At 51.1% G+C, this 18,876-nt stretch carries 18 protein-coding genes and 5 tRNA genes; 15 read left to right on the top strand and 8 right to left on the bottom strand.

Annotated elements, in window-relative coordinates; all coding sequences use genetic code 11:
- Nucleotides 1-17: 17 nt before the first annotated feature.
- From gutM to srlA, 5 genes are read right to left on the bottom strand one after another with little or no spacing between them, the layout of a single operon-like run.
- Nucleotides 18-377 (bottom strand): transcriptional regulator GutM, encoded by a 360-nt coding sequence (gene gutM / locus AL515_RS19085; protein ID WP_048213020.1) that lies wholly within the window; start codon nt 375-377, stop codon nt 18-20.
- Between the two features lie 55 nt (nt 378-432).
- Nucleotides 433-1,212, bottom strand: coding sequence for a sorbitol-6-phosphate dehydrogenase (srlD, locus tag AL515_RS19080; RefSeq protein ID WP_061068451.1), 780 nt, complete (start codon nt 1,210-1,212; stop codon nt 433-435).
- 17 nt (nt 1,213-1,229) lie between these two features.
- The gene (srlB, locus tag AL515_RS19075; RefSeq protein WP_048213019.1) at nt 1,230-1,592 is read right to left on the bottom strand and encodes a PTS glucitol/sorbitol transporter subunit IIA; all 363 of its coding nucleotides are present in this window, start codon (nt 1,590-1,592) and stop codon (nt 1,230-1,232) included.
- Between the two features lie 13 nt (nt 1,593-1,605).
- Nucleotides 1,606-2,577 (bottom strand): PTS glucitol/sorbitol transporter subunit IIB, encoded by a 972-nt coding sequence (srlE, locus tag AL515_RS19070; RefSeq protein WP_061068450.1) that lies wholly within the window; start codon nt 2,575-2,577, stop codon nt 1,606-1,608.
- Nucleotides 2,574-3,137: a PTS glucitol/sorbitol transporter subunit IIC gene (srlA, locus tag AL515_RS19065; RefSeq protein WP_048213017.1), complete on the bottom strand. Its 564-nt coding sequence runs from the start codon at nt 3,135-3,137 to the stop codon at nt 2,574-2,576. Before srlA ends, srlE begins: the two co-directional genes overlap by 4 nt.
- Before the next feature lie 264 nt (nt 3,138-3,401).
- Between srlA and mltB the strand changes: the two genes are divergently transcribed.
- The 15 genes from mltB (at nt 3,402) to luxS (ending at nt 14,413) form a co-directional block, all read left to right on the top strand.
- Entirely contained in the window at nt 3,402-4,481 is a 1,080-nt protein-coding gene (mltB, locus tag AL515_RS19060) for a lytic murein transglycosylase B (protein WP_048213016.1), read from the top strand.
- A 191-nt stretch (nt 4,482-4,672) separates the two neighbouring features.
- Nucleotides 4,673-5,170: a nicotinamide-nucleotide amidase gene (gene pncC, locus AL515_RS19055; RefSeq protein ID WP_003037333.1), complete on the top strand. Its 498-nt coding sequence runs from the start codon at nt 4,673-4,675 to the stop codon at nt 5,168-5,170.
- 92 nt (nt 5,171-5,262) lie between these two features.
- Entirely contained in the window at nt 5,263-6,327 is a 1,065-nt protein-coding gene (gene recA / locus AL515_RS19050) for a recombinase RecA (protein ID WP_003037330.1), read from the top strand.
- 86 nt (nt 6,328-6,413) lie between these two features.
- Nucleotides 6,414-6,914: a recombination regulator RecX gene (recX, locus tag AL515_RS19045; protein WP_061068449.1), complete on the top strand. Its 501-nt coding sequence runs from the start codon at nt 6,414-6,416 to the stop codon at nt 6,912-6,914.
- A 128-nt stretch (nt 6,915-7,042) separates the two neighbouring features.
- Nucleotides 7,043-9,670: an alanine--tRNA ligase gene (gene alaS, locus AL515_RS19040; protein ID WP_061068448.1), complete on the top strand. Its 2,628-nt coding sequence runs from the start codon at nt 7,043-7,045 to the stop codon at nt 9,668-9,670.
- Nucleotides 9,671-9,908: 238 nt separating this feature from the next.
- Nucleotides 9,909-10,094, top strand: coding sequence for a carbon storage regulator CsrA (csrA, locus tag AL515_RS19035; protein ID WP_000906486.1), 186 nt, complete (start codon nt 9,909-9,911; stop codon nt 10,092-10,094).
- Nucleotides 10,095-10,430: 336 nt separating this feature from the next.
- Nucleotides 10,431-10,523, top strand: a tRNA-Ser gene (locus AL515_RS19030).
- Nucleotides 10,524-10,526: 3 nt separating this feature from the next.
- Nucleotides 10,527-10,603: transfer RNA gene (locus AL515_RS19025), tRNA-Arg, on the top strand.
- Nucleotides 10,604-10,693: 90 nt separating this feature from the next.
- A tRNA-Arg gene (locus AL515_RS19020) sits at nt 10,694-10,770 on the top strand.
- A 39-nt stretch (nt 10,771-10,809) separates the two neighbouring features.
- Nucleotides 10,810-10,886, top strand: a tRNA-Arg gene (locus AL515_RS19015).
- 39 nt (nt 10,887-10,925) lie between these two features.
- Nucleotides 10,926-11,002 (top strand) — tRNA-Arg (locus AL515_RS19010).
- A 117-nt stretch (nt 11,003-11,119) separates the two neighbouring features.
- Nucleotides 11,120-11,686 (top strand): fructose-1-phosphate/6-phosphogluconate phosphatase, encoded by a 567-nt coding sequence (gene yqaB / locus AL515_RS19005; RefSeq protein WP_061068447.1) that lies wholly within the window; start codon nt 11,120-11,122, stop codon nt 11,684-11,686.
- A complete protein-coding gene (locus AL515_RS19000; RefSeq protein ID WP_061068446.1) occupies nt 11,683-12,111 on the top strand; it encodes a YqaA family protein in 429 nt (142 codons plus the stop codon). The genes yqaB and AL515_RS19000 overlap by 4 nt, the downstream gene beginning before the upstream one ends.
- 77 nt (nt 12,112-12,188) lie before the next feature.
- Nucleotides 12,189-13,748, top strand: coding sequence for a glutamate--cysteine ligase (gene gshA / locus AL515_RS18995; protein ID WP_048213011.1), 1,560 nt, complete (start codon nt 12,189-12,191; stop codon nt 13,746-13,748).
- A gap of 149 nt (nt 13,749-13,897) precedes the next feature.
- Nucleotides 13,898-14,413 carry an S-ribosylhomocysteine lyase gene (gene luxS / locus AL515_RS18985; protein ID WP_061068445.1) on the top strand — a complete coding sequence of 172 codons (516 nt, stop codon included), beginning with the start codon at nt 13,898-13,900 and terminating at the stop codon, nt 14,411-14,413.
- Between the two features lie 176 nt (nt 14,414-14,589).
- Here the strand turns inward: luxS and AL515_RS23875 are convergent, their stop codons facing one another.
- From AL515_RS23875 to emrA, 3 genes are all read right to left on the bottom strand, one after another.
- Nucleotides 14,590-15,933 carry a pentapeptide repeat-containing protein gene (locus AL515_RS23875; protein ID WP_061068444.1) on the bottom strand — a complete coding sequence of 448 codons (1,344 nt, stop codon included), beginning with the start codon at nt 15,931-15,933 and terminating at the stop codon, nt 14,590-14,592.
- Between the two features lie 178 nt (nt 15,934-16,111).
- A complete protein-coding gene (emrB, locus tag AL515_RS18975) occupies nt 16,112-17,650 on the bottom strand; it encodes a multidrug efflux MFS transporter permease subunit EmrB (RefSeq protein WP_061068443.1) in 1,539 nt (512 codons plus the stop codon).
- A 16-nt stretch (nt 17,651-17,666) separates the two neighbouring features.
- Nucleotides 17,667-18,839 (bottom strand): multidrug efflux MFS transporter periplasmic adaptor subunit EmrA, encoded by a 1,173-nt coding sequence (emrA, locus tag AL515_RS18970; protein ID WP_048213008.1) that lies wholly within the window; start codon nt 18,837-18,839, stop codon nt 17,667-17,669.
- Nucleotides 18,840-18,876: the final 37 nt, after the last annotated feature.

Here is an 18,876-nt window from a genome sequence, read left to right as displayed (position 1 = left end):
TAGCATTCACAACGAAATTACCCATGTTTCAGTTTAAGCGCTAATGATAGTGCATTCTGCGATAGCGGATCATGGGGAAAGATCACATCAGGCTGTAATTCATCAAGATGTTTGCCCATTATTGTGGCAATTTTGCCGGGTCTGGCGAATACCGTAAGACCTTTCATAAATAACGTATCGGTAACCCGCTGCTGCTCATCTAACGCAATGGCGATCACCACGCGGGGTTTAAAACGTCCGCCGGAGCGCCCCACGCCAACCCGACCCCGTTGGCAGAGCTTATCGAAAGCCCGATTAAAGCGGGATATTTGCCAGCCACCGAGCGCCAGTTGCAGGCACCAGGCGATAGCGGCGACGGTAATCAGTGCGGAAACCATAATGTACTCCTTTGATTTTGCCGGATAAGCGTAGCCGCCATCCGGCAATTCAACATTAAAACATCACCTGACCGCCGGTCACGTTGATGGACTGCCCGGTGCAGTAAGAGGCTTTTGGACTGGCGTAAAACAGCAGCATGTTCAGCACGTCCTGATAATCGCAGCCGCGTTTGAGTGGAACCTTATCAATGTAGTACTGCTCAACTTCGTCTGGCTTAAGGCCAAGCTTGGTCGCATATTGCGGTAGTAACGACTGGAACATCGGTGATTTCAGCAGGTTGCCGAGCATCAATGAATGCACGGTGATCCCGTATTCCGCCAGATCCAGCGCCAGCGACTGGGTTAAGCCCACGCCGCCAAATTTTGCCGCGCTATAGCCAGAGTTGTGTTTACTGCCCACTTTCCCTGATTTGGAGTTGATCTGGATAATGCGCCCCTGAACGCCATCGCGGATCATCAGGCGTGAGAACTCACGTGCGCAGAGGAAGTAGCCGACCAGATTCACCTGCAGCGAGCGGTCGAAATCCCCAAGCTGAAAATCGCTAATAAATGCGGCTTTAGCGATACCGGCGCTGTAAACCAGCAGATCGACACTGCCAAATATTTCATCCACTCCGCGTGATAGCGCCAGCACGCTCTGTTCGCTGGTGGCATCTGCGCCAAAACCGTAGGCGGTGCCATCGCCAAACTCGGCGTTAATTTCTTGCGCCACGTTGGCGGCTTTATCGCTTTGAATATCCACCACCGCGACGCGGTATCCTTCTGTCGCAAGCCCACGGCAAAGGAATGCCCCAAGGGTCTGGCCTCCACCAATGACAACGGCAACCTGATTCATCTTTATCTCCTTCAATCTTAAGCAACAAACTTCAAAATACAGCCCGGCGCGATACCGTCCGGTACGGGGCCTGCAACGTGTACGGTGCCGGGGAATTCCGCTTCGCTCAGTCCGTCAAAACGCAGGGTGATATGCCCCAGTTCACGTAAATTTTGTTCCGCTACGCTGCCAACGGCGGTGACCGGGTAGTGATGCTGGCCCAGTTCAAACTGGATCCCGGCTTGCAACGAACCGTTCAGCTCGCCGTGGCAATGAATGAAGCAAAACTCCTCGATATCCGCTGGCGCGCCTTCACGAAAGGTAATCAACATCTGGTCGCTGAGTGCATCCGGGGCGCTCTGGCCGATACGGGTGATGGTGGTCTGATAAATCACGGTCATTTTTGAGTGCCTCTTATTGGTAAATAAAGCCGGAAACAAACCAGGCGATGAGAACGGTAGGCGCGCCGGTGAGAAAACGACTCACCAGAACGGATGGCACGCCGACGCGAACCGTGTCCTGACGCGCTTCGGCCAGCGACAGCCCGACAGGAATAAAGTCGCATGCAGCCTGAGCGTTAATGGCGAACAGGGCAGGTAGCGCCAGATGAGGGGGAATATTCCCCAAACCAATCTGTACGCCGATCAAAACGCCGATAACCTGGGCGATAACCGCACCGGGGCCGAGGAAAGGCGACAGCAGCGGGAAAGAACAAATCAGCGCCAGGGTCACCAGCCCCAGCGGATGGCTGGCTAACGGTGCGAGTCCATGGGCTATCCAGTCACCCAAACCGGAAGCCATAATGATGCCAATCAGTGCCGAGACAAACGCCATAAACGGCAGAATGGTTTTCAGCACAGTATCAATCGTGTCGCGCCCGGCCTGGAACAGCACCGCGACGGCGGAGCCCATGCCCATGCCAACTTTTGCCAGCAGGCCATCGCTCTGTTCAGTGATTTTTTTGCTGGTGTCGTAATCGCGACCGATAGTGCTGTTTACAGGCGTTGGGGTAGCGGATGCTTCACCGACAACGGTGATATTTTCTTCTTTCACGCCAGAGACATAGATATCTTCAATAATGTATTGTGCCAGAGGGCCGGATTTCCCGGTCGCGTGAATATTCACCGTCGGGATACGACGTTTTGGATAGATCCCGCAGCGCAGTGTGCCGCCGCAGTCGATGATCGCTACACCGATTTCATTCTCTGGTGGTTCACCTTCTTTGAAGCCATCAACGGCCTGCCAGCCGGTCAGGTTCGCCAGCTTGTCGACAATCGCCGGGCGCGTTCCGGCAGTGATATAGACAATTTTCTTCCCGGGCGTTGCTTCCAGTTCAAGCGGACCACCCCAACCACCGGTGCCTTTTTCAATACGAATACGCGTCATGATGTTGCTCCCGCCAGATGCACTTTCTGCTCAAGTTGAATGCCCATTTTTTTCTCAAAGATGGCGGTGGTGAAATCGGTCACCCAGCCACGGAAGAAGTTGGTCACCAGACCGACCAGCAAATAGCTCACCGCGAGCGGGCCGAGCGGGAGGCCCAGCGTCGTCAAGCCGCTGGCAATCCCCAGATAGACAAACAACTCTCCGGGGTTAATGTGTGGGAACAAGCCGTTCATTGAGTGGCAGCTATAGGACGCTGCTGCGTAATAGCTGGGCTTATATCTCTCTGGCATAAAACGGCCCAGGCTCAGCGTCATGGGGTTACAAAAAACGAATGTGCCGATGCACGGCAGCAGCAGGTAGCGGGACAATGGGTTTCCGGCGCAGCGCTGGGCAAAACGTTCAATACGCTGCTGGCCAATAAAGTTAATCAGCGCATTCATGATGACCAGCAGGCTAATCAGCAGTGGAAGAATACCGGTCACCATGCCGGTAAAGACCTCTCCGCCTTTCTGGAACAGCCCGATAAACCACTCCGCACCGAGTGTGATGGTGTCGATCATTATTCTCTCCTGTAGGGATTTTAGTTACCTTGCCAAACGGTAACCAATTTTAATCAGATCGAAAGATTTAAAAGTGTTATTTTGATCTCAAAATGAAAGTAAAATATTTTAATTTGAAAGTTATTGCGTGAGTGCTCGCAAATGTGCGGCTCAGAGATGAAAGGGGATGTAAATTCTGTGAAGGAGAGCGACTACCGCTTCCTTGTATGACGGAGGATGCTTTACCATACTTCCCCCAGGCTGAATTTGTTTAATGGATGTCTCATGTTCAAGCGTCGTTATGTAGCGTTACTCCCCCTTTTCGTACTGCTTGCTGCCTGTAGCAGCAAACCCAAACCTTCAGAGACTCAAACGACTACGGGTACGCCATCCGGCGGCTTCCTGCTTGAGCCGCAGCACAACGTCATGCAAACAAGCGGCGACTTCGCCAATAATCCGAATGCACAGCAGTTCATCGAGAAAATGGTGAACAAGCACGGCTTTGACCGCCAGCAATTGCAGGAGATCCTGTCGCAGGCCAAGCGTCTGGACTCGGTATTGCGTTTGATGGACCGCCAGGCGCCGACGACGCAACCGCCAGCCGGACCTAACGGCGCATGGCTGCGCTATCGTAAACAGTTCATCACGCCGGATAACGTGCAAAACGGCGTGGCGTTCTGGAATCAATACGAAGATGCGCTGAACCGCGCGTGGCAGGTATACGGCGTACCGCCGGAAATTATCGTTGGTATTATTGGCGTAGAAACTCGCTGGGGCCGCGTGATGGGTAAAACGCGGATTCTGGATGCGCTGGCGACGCTGTCGTTTAACTATCCTCGTCGTGCGGAATACTTCTCTGGTGAACTGGAAACCTTCCTGCTGATGGCGCGAGATGAAAGCGACGATCCGCTCGATTTGAAAGGTTCTTTCGCGGGGGCAATGGGCTACGGCCAATTTATGCCGTCTTCCTATAAACAATATGCCGTTGATTTCAATGGCGATGGGCACATTAACCTGTGGGATCCGGTTGATGCCATCGGTAGCGTGGCGAACTATTTCAAAGGTCACGGCTGGGTGAAAGGCGATACGGTCGCGGTTCCGGCAAATGGTCAGGCACCTGGGTTGGCTAACGGCTTTAAAACCCAGTACAGCATTTCTCAGCTTGCTGCCGCGGGTCTGACGCCACAGCAGTCGTTGGGTAATCATCAGCAGGCCAGCCTGCTGCGCCTGGATATTGGCACGGGTTATCAGTACTGGTACGGACTGCCGAACTTCTACACGATTACCCGCTATAACCACAGCACTCACTACGCGATGGCCGTGTGGCAATTGGGTCAGGCGGTGGCGCTGGCGCGCGTGCAGTAATCGCTCCCCCGGCCTACCGGAGGATATCTCTTGTAGGCCGGAGAAGATGCCCTGACATCCCCATCCGGCAGATCTTATTTGTGCAACGGAGCAATTTTTGGAATCCTCCTCGTAAAACGTTCTCCCCATCCCCATATTGGTTATGAAAGTGCTATCTTGTCCGGCATATTTTTTAACTGACAGAGGCTGAAATGACCGACAGTGAACTGATGCAGTTAAGCGAGCAGGTTGGCCTGGCGCTGAAAGCGCGCGGGGCAACAGTGACGACGGCGGAATCCTGTACCGGCGGCTGGGTAGCCAAAGCGATTACGGATATTGCCGGAAGCTCCGCCTGGTTTGAACGCGGGTTTGTGACCTACAGCAATGAAGCCAAAGCGCAGATGATTGGCGTGCGCGAAGAGACGCTGGCCCAGCATGGCGCAGTGAGTGAGCCTGTGGTGGTGGAGATGGCGATAGGCGCGTTAAAAGCCGCCCGCGCGCATTTCGCTGTTTCGATAAGCGGTATTGCGGGGCCGGATGGTGGTAGCGAAGAAAAACCTGTGGGAACGGTATGGTTTGCCTTTGCCAGCGCGAGCGGCGAGGGAATTACCCGCCGGGAATGCTTTAGCGGCGATCGCGATGCGGTCCGTCGACAGGCGACCGCCTACGCGTTACAAACCCTGTGGCAACAATTTCTACAAAATACTTGATACTGTATGAGCATACAGTATAATTGCCTCAACAGAACATTATCTATCACGTTTCGCGGTTTAACCCGAAAGCGGCATGACAGGAGTAATTAATGGCTATCGACGAAAACAAACAGAAAGCGTTGGCGGCAGCGCTGGGTCAGATCGAAAAGCAATTCGGTAAAGGCTCCATCATGCGCCTGGGTGAAGACCGTTCCATGGATGTGGAAACTATCTCCACCGGTTCGCTTTCTCTGGATATTGCATTGGGCGCGGGCGGTTTGCCAATGGGCCGTATCGTCGAAATCTACGGGCCTGAATCCTCCGGTAAAACAACGCTGACCCTGCAGGTTATTGCCGCTGCGCAGCGTGAAGGTAAAACCTGTGCATTTATCGATGCAGAACACGCACTGGACCCGGTCTATGCCCGTAAGCTTGGCGTTGATATCGATAACCTGCTGTGTTCTCAGCCGGATACCGGTGAACAAGCGCTGGAAATCTGTGATGCGCTGGCGCGCTCCGGTGCGGTTGACGTTATCGTTGTCGACTCCGTTGCCGCATTGACGCCGAAGGCAGAAATCGAAGGCGAAATTGGCGACTCTCACATGGGCCTTGCGGCGCGTATGATGAGCCAGGCAATGCGTAAGCTGGCCGGTAACCTGAAGCAGTCCAACACGCTGCTGATTTTCATCAACCAGATCCGTATGAAGATCGGCGTTATGTTCGGTAACCCGGAAACCACCACTGGTGGTAATGCCCTGAAATTCTACGCTTCTGTTCGCCTGGATATCCGTCGTATTGGCGCGGTGAAAGAAGGCGACAACGTGGTTGGCAGCGAAACCCGCGTTAAGGTTGTGAAAAATAAAATTGCAGCGCCGTTCAAACAGGCTGAATTCCAGATTCTTTACGGTGAAGGCATCAACTTCTACGGCGAACTGGTTGACCTGGGCGTGAAAGAGAAGCTGATTGAAAAAGCGGGTGCATGGTACAGCTACAACGGTGAGAAAATCGGTCAGGGTAAAGCGAACGCAACCAACTGGCTGAAAGAAAACCCGGCAACCGCGAAAGAAATTGAGAAGAAATTACGTGAGTTACTGCTCAATAACCAGGATTCAACGCCTGATTTCTCTGTTGATGACAGCGGTGAAGACGTAAAAGAAACGAACGAAGATTTCTGATAACCTGTTTTGAATCGCATGTTTTGAATCGTATATAGTAAAGGGCTGCATATCATGCAGCCCTTTTCCATTTCTGAAGGCTCACTATGACAGACGCAACTTCCCGCCGTTCCGCTTATTCCCGACTTCTTGACCGCGCCGTGCGAATACTTGCGATGCGCGACCACAGTGAGCAGGAACTGCGGCGCAAGCTGGCCGCTCCGGTGATGGGAAAAAATGGACCGGAAGACATTGATGCTACGCCGGAGGATTACGACAAGGTCATCGCCTGGTGTATTGAAAGTCGCTATCTGGATGATGACCGCTTCGTTCAGCAGTTTATCGCCAGCCGCAGTCGTAAGGGCTACGGACCTGCCCGCGTGCGTCAGGAATTAAATCAGAAAGGGATCGCGCGTGAGTCCATTGAGCGAGCTATGCGCGAGTGTGAAATTGACTGGGCAGCGCTTGCACGTGAGCAGGCCGTCCGGAAATATGGAGAACCTTTACCTGTGGAATTTTCAGATAAGGTAAAGGTCCAGCGTTTTTTGCTCTATCGCGGCTATCTGATGGAAGATATTCAGGCAATATGGCGAAATTTTGACGATTGAGCGCATACGGGATTTTACTTCCCAGTAAAGAAAACTTATCTTATTCCCACTTTTCGATTGCCAGAGGCGCAGTTTACGTGCCGATGCTGGTAATGACATTTCGTTAGCTTGATTTCTTCAGGATAATTATGAGCAAGAGCACCGCTGAGATCCGTCAGGCGTTTCTCGATTTTTTCCATAGTAAAGGACATCAGGTAGTTGCCAGCAGCTCCCTGGTACCGAACAATGACCCTACTTTGTTGTTTACCAACGCCGGGATGAACCAGTTCAAGGATGTTTTCCTTGGCCTCGACAAGCGTAATTATTCCCGCGCAACCACCTCGCAGCGTTGCGTACGTGCGGGCGGTAAGCACAACGACCTGGAAAACGTCGGTTACACTGCACGTCACCATACCTTTTTCGAAATGCTGGGCAACTTCAGCTTCGGCGATTACTTCAAACACGACGCCATTCAATACGCATGGGAACTGTTGACCGGTGAAAACTGGTTTGCCCTGCCAAAAGAGCGTCTGTGGGTCACCGTCTATGAAACTGACGATGAAGCCTATGAAATCTGGGAAAAAGAAGTCGGTATTCCGCGCGAACGTATCATCCGTATCGGTGATAACAAAGGCGCGGCTTATGCTTCCGACAACTTCTGGCAGATGGGTGATACCGGTCCTTGCGGTCCGTGCACCGAAATTTTCTACGACCACGGCGACCACATTTGGGGTGGCCCTCCGGGAAGCGCGGAAGAAGATGGCGATCGCTACATTGAGATCTGGAACATCGTCTTCATGCAGTTCAACCGTCAGGCTGACGGCACCATGGAACCGCTGCCGAAACCGTCCGTGGATACCGGTATGGGTCTGGAGCGTATTGCGGCCGTGCTGCAACACGTTAACTCCAACTATGAAATTGACCTGTTCCGTTCACTGATTGAGTCCGTGGCGAAAGTCACCGGCGCGACCGATCTGAGCAATAAATCACTGCGCGTTATCGCCGACCATATCCGTTCCTGTGCGTTCCTGATTGCCGATGGCGTTGTTCCGTCTAATGAAAACCGTGGCTATGTGCTGCGCCGTATCATTCGTCGCGCAGTTCGTCATGGCAACATGCTGGGCGCGAAGGACACCTTCTTCTACAAGCTGGTTGGTCCGCTGGTAGATGTAATGGGTTCCGCGGGCGAAGAGCTGAAGCGTCAACAGTCTATGGTTGAGCAGGTTCTGAAAACCGAAGAAGAGCAGTTTGCGCGTACGCTGGAGCGTGGCCTGGCGCTGCTGGATGAAGAACTGGCAAAACTGTCCGGCGATACGCTGGACGGCGAAACCGCATTCCGTCTGTATGACACCTACGGTTTCCCGGTTGACCTGACGGCAGACGTTTGCCGCGAGCGTAACATTAAGGTTGATGAAGCGGGCTTTGAAGCCGCAATGGAAGAACAGCGCCGTCGCGCACGTGAAGCCAGCGGCTTTGGCGCAGACTACAATGCGATGATTCGCGTTGATGGTGCTTCTGAATTTAAAGGCTACGAGCACCTGGAACTGAACGGCAAAGTCACCGCGCTGTTTGTTGATGGTAAAGCGGTAGACGCCATTAACGCAGGTCAGGATGCCGTTGTCGTTCTTGACCAGACACCGTTCTATGCGGAATCTGGTGGTCAGGTTGGCGATAAAGGCGAACTGAAAGGTGCGGGCTTCGCGTTTGCCGTTAGCGACACGCAGAAATATGGTCAGGCGATTGGCCACATCGGCAAACTGTCTGCGGGTTCTCTGAAAGTTGGCGATGCAGTGCAGGCTGATGTGGATGAAGCGCGTCGTGCACGTATTCGCCTGAACCACTCCGCAACGCATCTGATGCACGCGGCGCTGCGCCAGGTTCTGGGCACGCACGTGGCACAGAAAGGTTCGCTGGTTAACGATAAAATTCTGCGCTTCGACTTCTCTCATACCGAAGCGATGAAGCCTGCTGAAATCCGTGCCGTTGAAGATCTGGTGAATGCGCAAATTCGTCGCAACCTGCCGATTGAAACGAACATCATGGATCTTGAGGCGGCGAAAGCCAAAGGTGCAATGGCGCTGTTTGGTGAGAAATACGATGACCGCGTGCGTGTACTGAGTATGGGTGATTTCTCTACCGAACTGTGTGGTGGTACTCACGCCAGCCGTACGGGCGATATCGGTCTGTTCCGTATTATCTCCGAGTCTGGTACTGCTGCGGGCGTTCGTCGTATCGAAGCCGTGACCGGTGAAGGTGCTCTTAATACCGTGCATGCTGAAAGCGATCGCTTAAGCGATATTGCGCAGTTGCTGAAAGGCGATAGCCAGAATATCGGTGACAAAGTTCGTTCCGTACTGGAACGTACGCGTCAGCTCGAAAAAGAATTGCAGCAATTGAAGGAACAGGCCGCAGCGCAGGAAAGTGCGAACCTTTCCAGCAAAGCCGTTGATATCAATGGCGTGAAGCTGTTGGTCAGCGAGCTTGCGGACGTTGAACCGAAAATGCTGCGTACCATGGTTGATGATCTGAAAAATCAGCTGGGTTCTACTGTTGTCGTACTGGCAACAGTTGCTGAAGGTAAGGTTTCTCTGATTGCGGGCGTGTCTAAGGATGTGACAGACCGCGTGAAAGCAGGGGAACTGATTGGGATGGTCGCTCAGCAGGTAGGCGGCAAGGGTGGTGGTCGTCCGGACATGGCGCAAGCCGGTGGTACGGATGCTGCGGCTCTGCCGGCAGCGTTAGCCAGTGTGAAAGGCTGGGTTAGCGCAAAACTGTAAAAATTATAAGCGTAAGCCGACGCTGCGGACTTCAATCCGCAGCGTTTGCGTCAACGCTATCGACAACGATAAAGTCAGGTTGAAGTTGTGTATATCGGCTAAACTTAGGTTTAACAGAATGTGATGCCGTGACTGCTTACACTTAGGTGTTTGTCATCGCTTACTTTTTGGCGTTATATGATGGATAATGCCGGGATACAGAGAGACCCGACTCTTTTAATCTTTCAAGGAGCAAAGAATGCTGATTCTGACTCGTCGAGTTGGTGAGACCCTCATGATAGGCGATGAGGTCACCGTGACAGTTTTAGGGGTGAAGGGCAACCAGGTGCGCATTGGCGTCAACGCCCCGAAAGAAGTTTCTGTCCATCGGGAAGAGATCTACCAGCGTATCCAGGCTGAAAAATCCCAGCAGTCCAGTTACTAAGGTTTTCGCGTCTCACCTGTCTGGTGAGGCGCAACCTGATTGAGTTACCCTTTTTCTTCTCTGTTCTTCTTCGTCCTCCCCATTTTTTCGATTCCACTGGGCGTAATGCCTTTCCCTACGAAGTTTCCGTTTGTTCACTGCTTCAGGAAATTGCCAATTTATCTGTTGATAAAACACTCTTTTTGCCGTTTTTGCAGACTAATTGCGCGTGAAATGTGCAAACGATAAAAGCTCTGGAAAAATTGTTTGACTTATAAGTCCCAGAAAGTAATATGTGCGCCACGCAGCGACGATGAGCAGAAACAAGTTCTTCGAAGCACTCGCAAGAGGCGTGTTGGTGAGGTGGCCGAGAGGCTGAAGGCGCTCCCCTGCTAAGGGAGTATGCGGTCAAAAGCTGCATCCGGGGTTCGAATCCCCGCCTCACCGCCATTTGCATCCGTAGCTCAGCTGGATAGAGTACTCGGCTACGAACCGAGCGGTCGGAGGTTCGAATCCTCCCGGATGCACCATCTTCTCTGCAATAACGCATTAGCGTTGTTACGGAAATCGATATCACTTTAGCAGCGATATCAAATCTGCAGTAAGTAAGTTTTCCTGATGCATCCGTAGCTCAGCTGGATAGAGTACTCGGCTACGAACCGAGCGGTCGGAGGTTCGAATCCTCCCGGATGCACCATCTTCTTCGCAGTATCAGTAGTAAACAGCAATTCCCGATGCATCCGTAGCTCAGCTGGATAGAGTACTCGGCTACGAACCGAGCGGTCGGAGGTTCGAATCCTCCCGGATGCACCATCTTCTTTGCAGTATCAGTAGTAATCAGCAATTCCCGATGCATCCGTAGCTCAGCTGGATAGAGTACTCGGCTACGAACCGAGCGGTCGGAGGTTCGAATCCTCCCGGATGCACCATCTCCCCCCTCTGAATCATTTCCACATACTCTCTGAACACCCCTTCATTCGCTGTCAGCGACAAAATCAATCAATTACGATAAAATAACGTCTGGTCATTCGGCTTGTGAGAAGACGATGTACGAACGTTATGCGGGTTTGATTTTTGATATGGATGGCACCATCCTGGATACCGAGCCAACGCACCGTAAGGCGTGGCATGAGGTATTGGGACATTATGGGCTGCGTTTTGATGAACAAGCCATGGTCGCCCTCAACGGCTCCCCAACGTGGCGTATTGCCCAGTCGGTAATTGAATTGAATCATGCCGATCTCGACCCCCATGCCTTAGCGCGTGAAAAAACCGACAAGGTGAGAAGCATGTTGCTGGATAGCGTCCGGCCTCTGCCGTTGGTTGACGTCGTGAAAGCCTGGCATGGTCGTCGGCCTATGGCGGTAGGAACGGGGAGTGAAAGCGCGATTGCAGAAGCGCTGCTTACTCACCTTGGGCTGCGTCGTTATTTTGATGCCGTGGTGGCGGCCGATCACGTACAACGCCACAAACCGGCTCCTGATACGTTTTTGCTCTGTGCTGAACGTATGGGCGTTGAACCGGCGCGTTGCGTCGTGTTTGAAGATGCCGATTTTGGACTTCAGGCGGCGCGTGCCGCAGGAATGGACGCCGTGGATGTCCGGTTATTGTGAGTGATGGACTGTCGCTCCTCTCGCTGTTTACCAGCAGCTTTCTCAGCGCCACGCTATTACCTGGAAATTCTGAAGTTGTTTTAGTTGCCTTACTGGTTTCTGGAGCGAGTCATCCCTGGGTCTTAGTTTTAACAGCAACAATGGGTAATAGCCTTGGAGGGTTAACTAACGTTATCCTTGGGCGTTTCTTTCCGTTGCGTAAAACATCGCGCTGGCAAGAAAAAGCCACTGGCTGGCTGAGGCGCTATGGCGCTGTCACACTATTATTAAGCTGGATGCCGGTTGTGGGTGATTTACTGTGCTTGTTAGCGGGATGGATGCGCATCTCGTGGGGCCCAGTTCTCTTTTTTTTATGTCTTGGCAAAGCGCTGCGCTATGTTGTGGTCGCGGCGGTTACGACGCAAGGCATTATGTGGTGGCACTAATTGTGTTGTGGAATAACCTGCAGGTTGACCAATACCATTATGCTAATTAAAACGATTTTGACAGGCGGGAGGTCAATTTGATCCCGGACGTATCACAGGCGCTGGCCTGGCTGGAAAAACATCCTCATGCGTTAGAGGGGATTCAACGCGGGCTCGAGCGCGAAACGCTGCGTGTTAATGCTGATGGTTCATTGGCAACGACAGGCCATCCTGAAGTGTTAGGCTCAGCGCTAACGCATAAATGGATAACCACTGACTTTGCCGAAACACTGCTGGAGTTTATTACTCCACCGGGCGATGACATTCACAAAATGCTCACGTTCATGCGCGATCTGCATCGCTATACTGCCAGGAATCTTGGCGATGAGCGTATGTGGCCGTTGAGCATGCCTTGCTATATTGCCGAAGGTCAGGATATCGAGCTGGCGCAGTACGGTACGTCGAATATCGGTCGTCTGAAAACCCTTTACCGTGAAGGCCTCAAAAACCGTTACGGCGCGTTGATGCAGACTATCTCCGGCGTACACTACAACTTCTCGCTGCCGATGGCTTTCTGGCAGGCGAAATGTGGCGTAACAGATGGCGATGAAGACGCTAAAGAAAAAGTGTCAGCAGGGTATTTCCGTCTGATTCGCAACTACTACCGTTTTGGTTGGGTGATCCCGTATCTGTTTGGCGCCTCTCCGGCCATTTGTTCCTCCTTCCTGCAAGGAAAACCGACAACGCTGCCGTTTGAAAAAACCGATTGTGGTATGTATTACCTGCCTTATGCCACGTCGCTGCGTCTGAGTGACCTGGGTTATACCAATAAGTCGCAAAGCAATCTCGGAATTACGTTTAACGATTTGCATGAGTATGTGGCAGGATTGAAGCGCGCGATTAAAACGCCTTCAGAGGAGTACGCGGCGATCGGTCTGGAGAAAGACGGTAAGCGCCTGCAAATCAACAGCAACGTTTTGCAGATCGAAAATGAACTGTATGCGCCAATTCGTCCGAAACGCGTGACTCGCAGCGGTGAAACGCCGTCTGATGCGCTTCTACGCGGCGGCATTGAGTATATCGAAGTGCGTTCGCTCGACATCAACCCCTTCTCGCCAATCGGCGTAGATGAACAACAGGTGCGCTTCCTCGATTTGTTCATGGTTTGGTGCGTTCTGGCTGATGCCCCGGAAATGAGTAGCGACGAGCTGCTGTGTACGCGTACTAACTGGAATCGCGTTATTCTGGAAGGGCGCAAGCCAGGCCTGACGTTAGGTATTGGTTGTGAAACGGCTCAGTTTCCGTTGCCTAAAGTGGGTAAAGATCTGTTCCGTGATCTGAAACGTGTGGCACAAACGCTGGACGGCATTCACGGAGGAGAGGAATATCAAAAAGTATGTGACGAACTGGTTGCCTGCTTTGATAATCCTGAGCTGACATTCTCAGCGCGGATCCTGCGGTCTATGATTGATACTGGTATCGGTGGCACGGGTAAAGCGTTGGGTGAAGCGTACCGTAACCTGTTGCGCGAAGAGCCGTTGGAACTGCTGCAGGAAGACGAATTTATTGCTGAAAGTGTGGCTTCTAAGCGCCGTCAGCAGGAGATTGAAGCGGCAGATACTGAGCCGTTTGGTGTGTGGCTGGAAAAGCACGCCTGATACAAAAGAAAAAGGCCACTCGGGAGTGGCCAAAATTTCATCTCTGAAAACAGGGATGATGATAACAAATGCGCGTCTTTCATATACTCAGACTCGCCCCGGAACAAAGAGTTCAGAATATTTTAAAAAAATTTATCGGAGGTGGCTAAATGCCGTTGTTAGATAGTTTTACTGTCGATCACACCCGGATGGAAGCTCCCGCGGTCCGGGTTGCAAAAACGATGAATACCCCGCATGGCGACGCAATCACCGTGTTTGATCTGCGTTTTTGCATTCCGAACAAAGAAGTGATGCCTGAGAAAGGTATTCATACGCTGGAACACCTGTTTGCTGGTTTTATGCGTAACCACCTGAATGGCAACGGTGTCGAGATTATCGATATTTCGCCAATGGGTTGCCGTACCGGCTTCTACATGAGCCTGATTGGAACGCCGGACGAACAACGCGTAGCTGATGCCTGGAAAGCGGCAATGGCAGATGTGTTGAAAGTGCAGGATCAGAGTCAGATCCCGGAACTGAACGTCTACCAGTGCGGTACGTATCAGATGCACTCCCTCAGCGAAGCGCAGGACATTGCACGTCATATTCTGGAACGTGATGTCCGCGTTAACAGCAATGAGGAGCTGGCGCTGCCAAAAGACAAGCTGCAGGAACTGCATATTTAGTTGTCATGCTGGATGGTGAAGCTCACGCTTCTCATCTGGTCTACAAATAATAGGCTCCAGCCGGTATAAAAAAAGCCAGTTCAGATGAACTGGCTTTTTTTTATCAATACGCGTGGCCATCGCACCTTTAAATGATATCGTCAGAATGTAGTTGCAAGCGCTATTGAGTTTTACCTTTATGTTTTATTAAAAATAACATCAATTAATTTACCAAACTCTCTATAAAAAGAAGTATATTGTCCAAAGATTTCTACGTCTTCTAAGATTTCTGGGGTTATTACACTGACATTGGTACAATAGTCATATTTCCCCATCATAATCTCACCTTTGTCCAGTATTTTACAATAACTCTCTTGGCTAGTGATGTTAAAGGATTCCAGATCATCTTTTAGATCCTTGATGAAATCCTTGTACTCTGTGGTCGTACTGAGTCCTCTCGAAAGTAGTGCCATTTTATCTGCATCAAAGTAACCGGATTGTACGGCTTCATTCCATTTATCTAGAGTTGTTATTTTCCTAAGGCTTGATTCGGCAGGAATGATATCTTTATATACAGCAGGTTGTTCAAAAAAGAGTTTTGAAAATTTGTCGATAACCTGCTTTAAGTTACCCATTCCTGCTTCTGAAAATTTCTGCATGGTATAATGCAATATTGATTCATTAGCAATAATGTTTCCTGCGATTGAATATGAAACCATCATGTCTGAATCTTTTTCTTCAATCAATGTTTTACTAAACAATTGTTGACACTCTGGTTTAGCCATATTCTTAATGGATTCGAATAATTTATTATTTTTACTGAAGATATTTTTTTCCAACAACATTATCTCATTCAACCTTGCTGCTGCTTCAGGCTGATTATCTTCGCTAAAATTGTCACGTATTAAACTAGTATCAAGTAGTTGTTCAGTTGCTATACTTGTTCTACTTAGATTTGCCTCGGAAAGGTCAGCATTACTCAAATCCAAATCGCTCATATCAAGTTCGCTTAAATCTTCCCCTGATAGATCGAGGCATCCAGTATCAATATATTTTTGCTGGGCTTCTGATAGGTTGTTTGTATCCAGAAAATATATGGTGCTAAGATATCTGGCCCCTGATATGAACTGCGCTTCACTTAATTGTAACTCTAATGGTTCAGATACGTTTTCTTCACTAATATTCAGTGAGTATGCTCCATCCGTGTCCTTACTTATACATAATTCATATTCACCTTGTAGCGATTTTTCTGACTTATCAATAGTGAATCTAATAGAAATGTCGGGGTTATCAATAATACTGTTCAGTGTTTTTCGCGGGGACATACCCTCTGAAGCCAAAGAGCTCGCGAGACTATTGATGACTGACTTAAGACGCTTCTCCCCTGAGTCCTTAATTCCAAAAGTAAAAATGTACTTCAGACACTCGACTACGCCATGTAGTTTAGTTGCTTCTTTGTGCAATGTTTTATCGTCTGGGCTCATTGCAGCGCTTACCAGTATATCTATATGTTTTTGTGCTAAAGCATTAATGTTGTCCATTGACATCGCCTTATTGATTGGTTTATCACTAAGGCGATTCTCTTACTAAGAGACAACGAAAAATATCAAAAACTGCTCTGGTTTAGCATTAATTTATATTGAATGAGTCAATGAATTGAACCCAATATAGATTCAATATCTATATTGGGTTTTGATTCTCAGTACCGACAAATCGCTATTAGTGCGCGCCGCCGCCGCCGCTGCCTGCACCGAATGGCGGTTTGGCAAACCATACCAGGCCGAGTAGCACGAGGAAAATCCCTGCAGACATCCAGAAGATTTCGTTAGCAGAAATAATCAGCCCCTGGTTGGTGATTTGCTGCGCCAGCCAGCCGGATGCCTGTTCTTTGGTCATCCCTAATCCCTGCAGCTGGTTATACATGGCCTGCGCATTAGGATTATAAGGGTTTACTGACTCCGTCAGTTGCGCATGGTGCAGCGACTCACGGCTAGTCCACATCGTTGTGGTGATCGATGTGCCAATAGAACCCGCCAGCGTTCGCGTAAAGTTAGACAGGCTCGATGCTGCCGCCATTCGTTCAGGCGGTAACCCCGATAGCGTGATGGTGGTCAGTGGCATAAAGAAGCAGGCTACCGCGAACCCCTGAATAAACTGCGGCCAGGCCGATGCGCCAAAATCCATACCGGGTTCGAATGTCCACGCACGCCAGTAGAAACAGACGGCATACATGATGAAGCTGAACGTGACCAGCCGACGCATATCCAGCTTGTGTGCGAAACGGCCGATAATCGGCGACAGGATCACCGGAATCACCCCAACCGGCGCAGACGCCAGACCTGCCCAGGTTGCCGTATATCCGTACACCTCCTGCAATAACTGCGGTAACAGGACGATTGCGCCGAAGTAGAGCATATAGGCCAGACTGATACACAGACAGCCGATGGTAAAGTTGCGCGACTTAAACAGCGAGAGATCGACAATGGGGTGCTCATCGGTAAGCTCCCAGACGATGAGGAAGCTGATTGCCACCACGGCGACAACCGTCAGGATAATAATTTCCTGTGAGGCGAACCAGTCCAATTCTTTACCGCGGTCGAGCATAATCTGCAAACTGCCGATACCAATGACCAGCAAAGCCAGACCAATGGCGTCGATACGCCGCTGCTCGGTTTTGGTTTCCCGACCTCGCAGAGTTTGCAGGGTCATCAATACCACCACAGCACCGATTGGCACGTTGATGAAAAATATCCAGCCCCAGTGATAGTTGTCGCTGATGTAGCCCCCAAGAATGGGGCCACATATCGGGGCAACAATCACTGTCATCGACCATAGCGCGAGGGCAATGGAACGCTTGGCGGGAGGATAGTTATTCAATAACAGGCTTTGTGACAGCGGAATCAATGGACCAGCGACAATACCCTGAATGACGCGGAAGAAAATCAGCATGTTCAGGCTGGTGGACATCCCGCATGCCCACGACGCAATGACGAAGGCGATAGTTGACCACATGAATAGTCTGACTTCGCCAACGCGTTTGGCCAGCCAGCCGGTGATCGGAATTGAGATAGCGTTCGCCACCCCGAATGAGGTGATCACCCAGGTTCCCTGGCTCAGCGAAGAGCCGAGGTTCCCGGCGATAGTGGGGATCGCCACGTTAGCAATGGTGGAGTCCAGCACCTGCATGAATGTCGCCAGGGACAGCGCAATCGTCATAATGACGAGCTGCGCGCCTTCAAGCGGTTTTTGCTGTTGCATCACACGCACCTTTAAATTAGCCCGCGTTGGCCTGCACGATCTCTTCGATCATCTTATTGACCGGATCAAGGTTGATTTCACGTGCATTACTTTCTGATACTGGAGTGGTGCGGACCTGGCTTGCCAGGATCTGCCCGTCACGATTAGCGGTATCTACCGTAACCAGTGTTGACAAACCAATACGCAGTGGATGTTGTGCCAGCTGCTGCGCATCCAGTTCGATACGTACCGGCAAACGCTGGACGACTTTGATCCAGTTACCGGTCGCGTTTTGCGCCGGCAGCAGGGAGAACGCGCTGCCCGTACCCATATCCAGGCCGACGACTTTCCCGGTGTATTTCACGTCATCGCCGTAAATATCACTGATAACGGTCGCCGGTTGGCCAATACGCATGTGCGCCAGCTGTGTTTCTTTGAAGTTGGCATCCACCCACAGGTTAGTGGCCGGAACAACCGCCATCAGTGGCGTAGTCGGGCTAATTTGCGCGCCAGGCTGCACGGCACGACGGGAAACATAGCCGGTCATCGGGCTAACAATTTTGGTACGTTCCAGTGCCAGCCAGGCATTACGCACTTCGGTGGCAGCCTGTTGTACAGCAGGTTGATCTTCCAGCTTGCTACCCAGAATCATTGCCTGGTTCGCATTATATTGTTGGATTGCGACATCAAGCTGAGCCTGAGCGCTGGCGACGGCATCGCGGGCATGTTGCAGTTCTTCGCGGCCAATCAGGTTGGCATTACCCAGCGGGACACGGCGATTAAAGTCGCTTTGTGCCTGGGCCAGTGCAGTTCTCTGCACTTCAATGCTGGCCTGCAGTTGCTTGCTGTTGATCATCAACTGGTGCGTCTGGCGCACGCTGGAGGCCAGCGCAGTTTTGGCTTTTTCAAATGCCTGTTTGGCATCTGTCTGGTCGAGAGTGACCAGCACATCGCCCTGTTTTACAAAGTCAGTGTTATCAGCCCAGACTTTCGTCACGCTGCCTGATACCTGCGCCATAATTTGAACCTGGTTCCCTGCCACGTACGCATCGTCTGTCTCTTCGATATGACGCAGTACTAAAAACCAATAAATCCCATATGCCACGGCAATGATAATAAAGAGCAAGGTCAGCAGGAGTAGCATACTTTTACGTTTGCCATTCTTCTTGACCGGTTGCTGCGGGGTTTGAGTCTCCGCATTTGCGCTCATGTTGTTCTCCACGATCTTATTTTTTTCACATCGGCTG

Source organism: Citrobacter sp. FDAARGOS_156, from assembly GCF_001559235.2.
Taxonomy (GTDB): domain Bacteria; phylum Pseudomonadota; class Gammaproteobacteria; order Enterobacterales; family Enterobacteriaceae; genus Citrobacter; species Citrobacter youngae.
The sequence above is the reverse complement of the archived record's forward strand: the minus strand, read 5'-3'. Positions and strand labels throughout refer to the sequence as shown.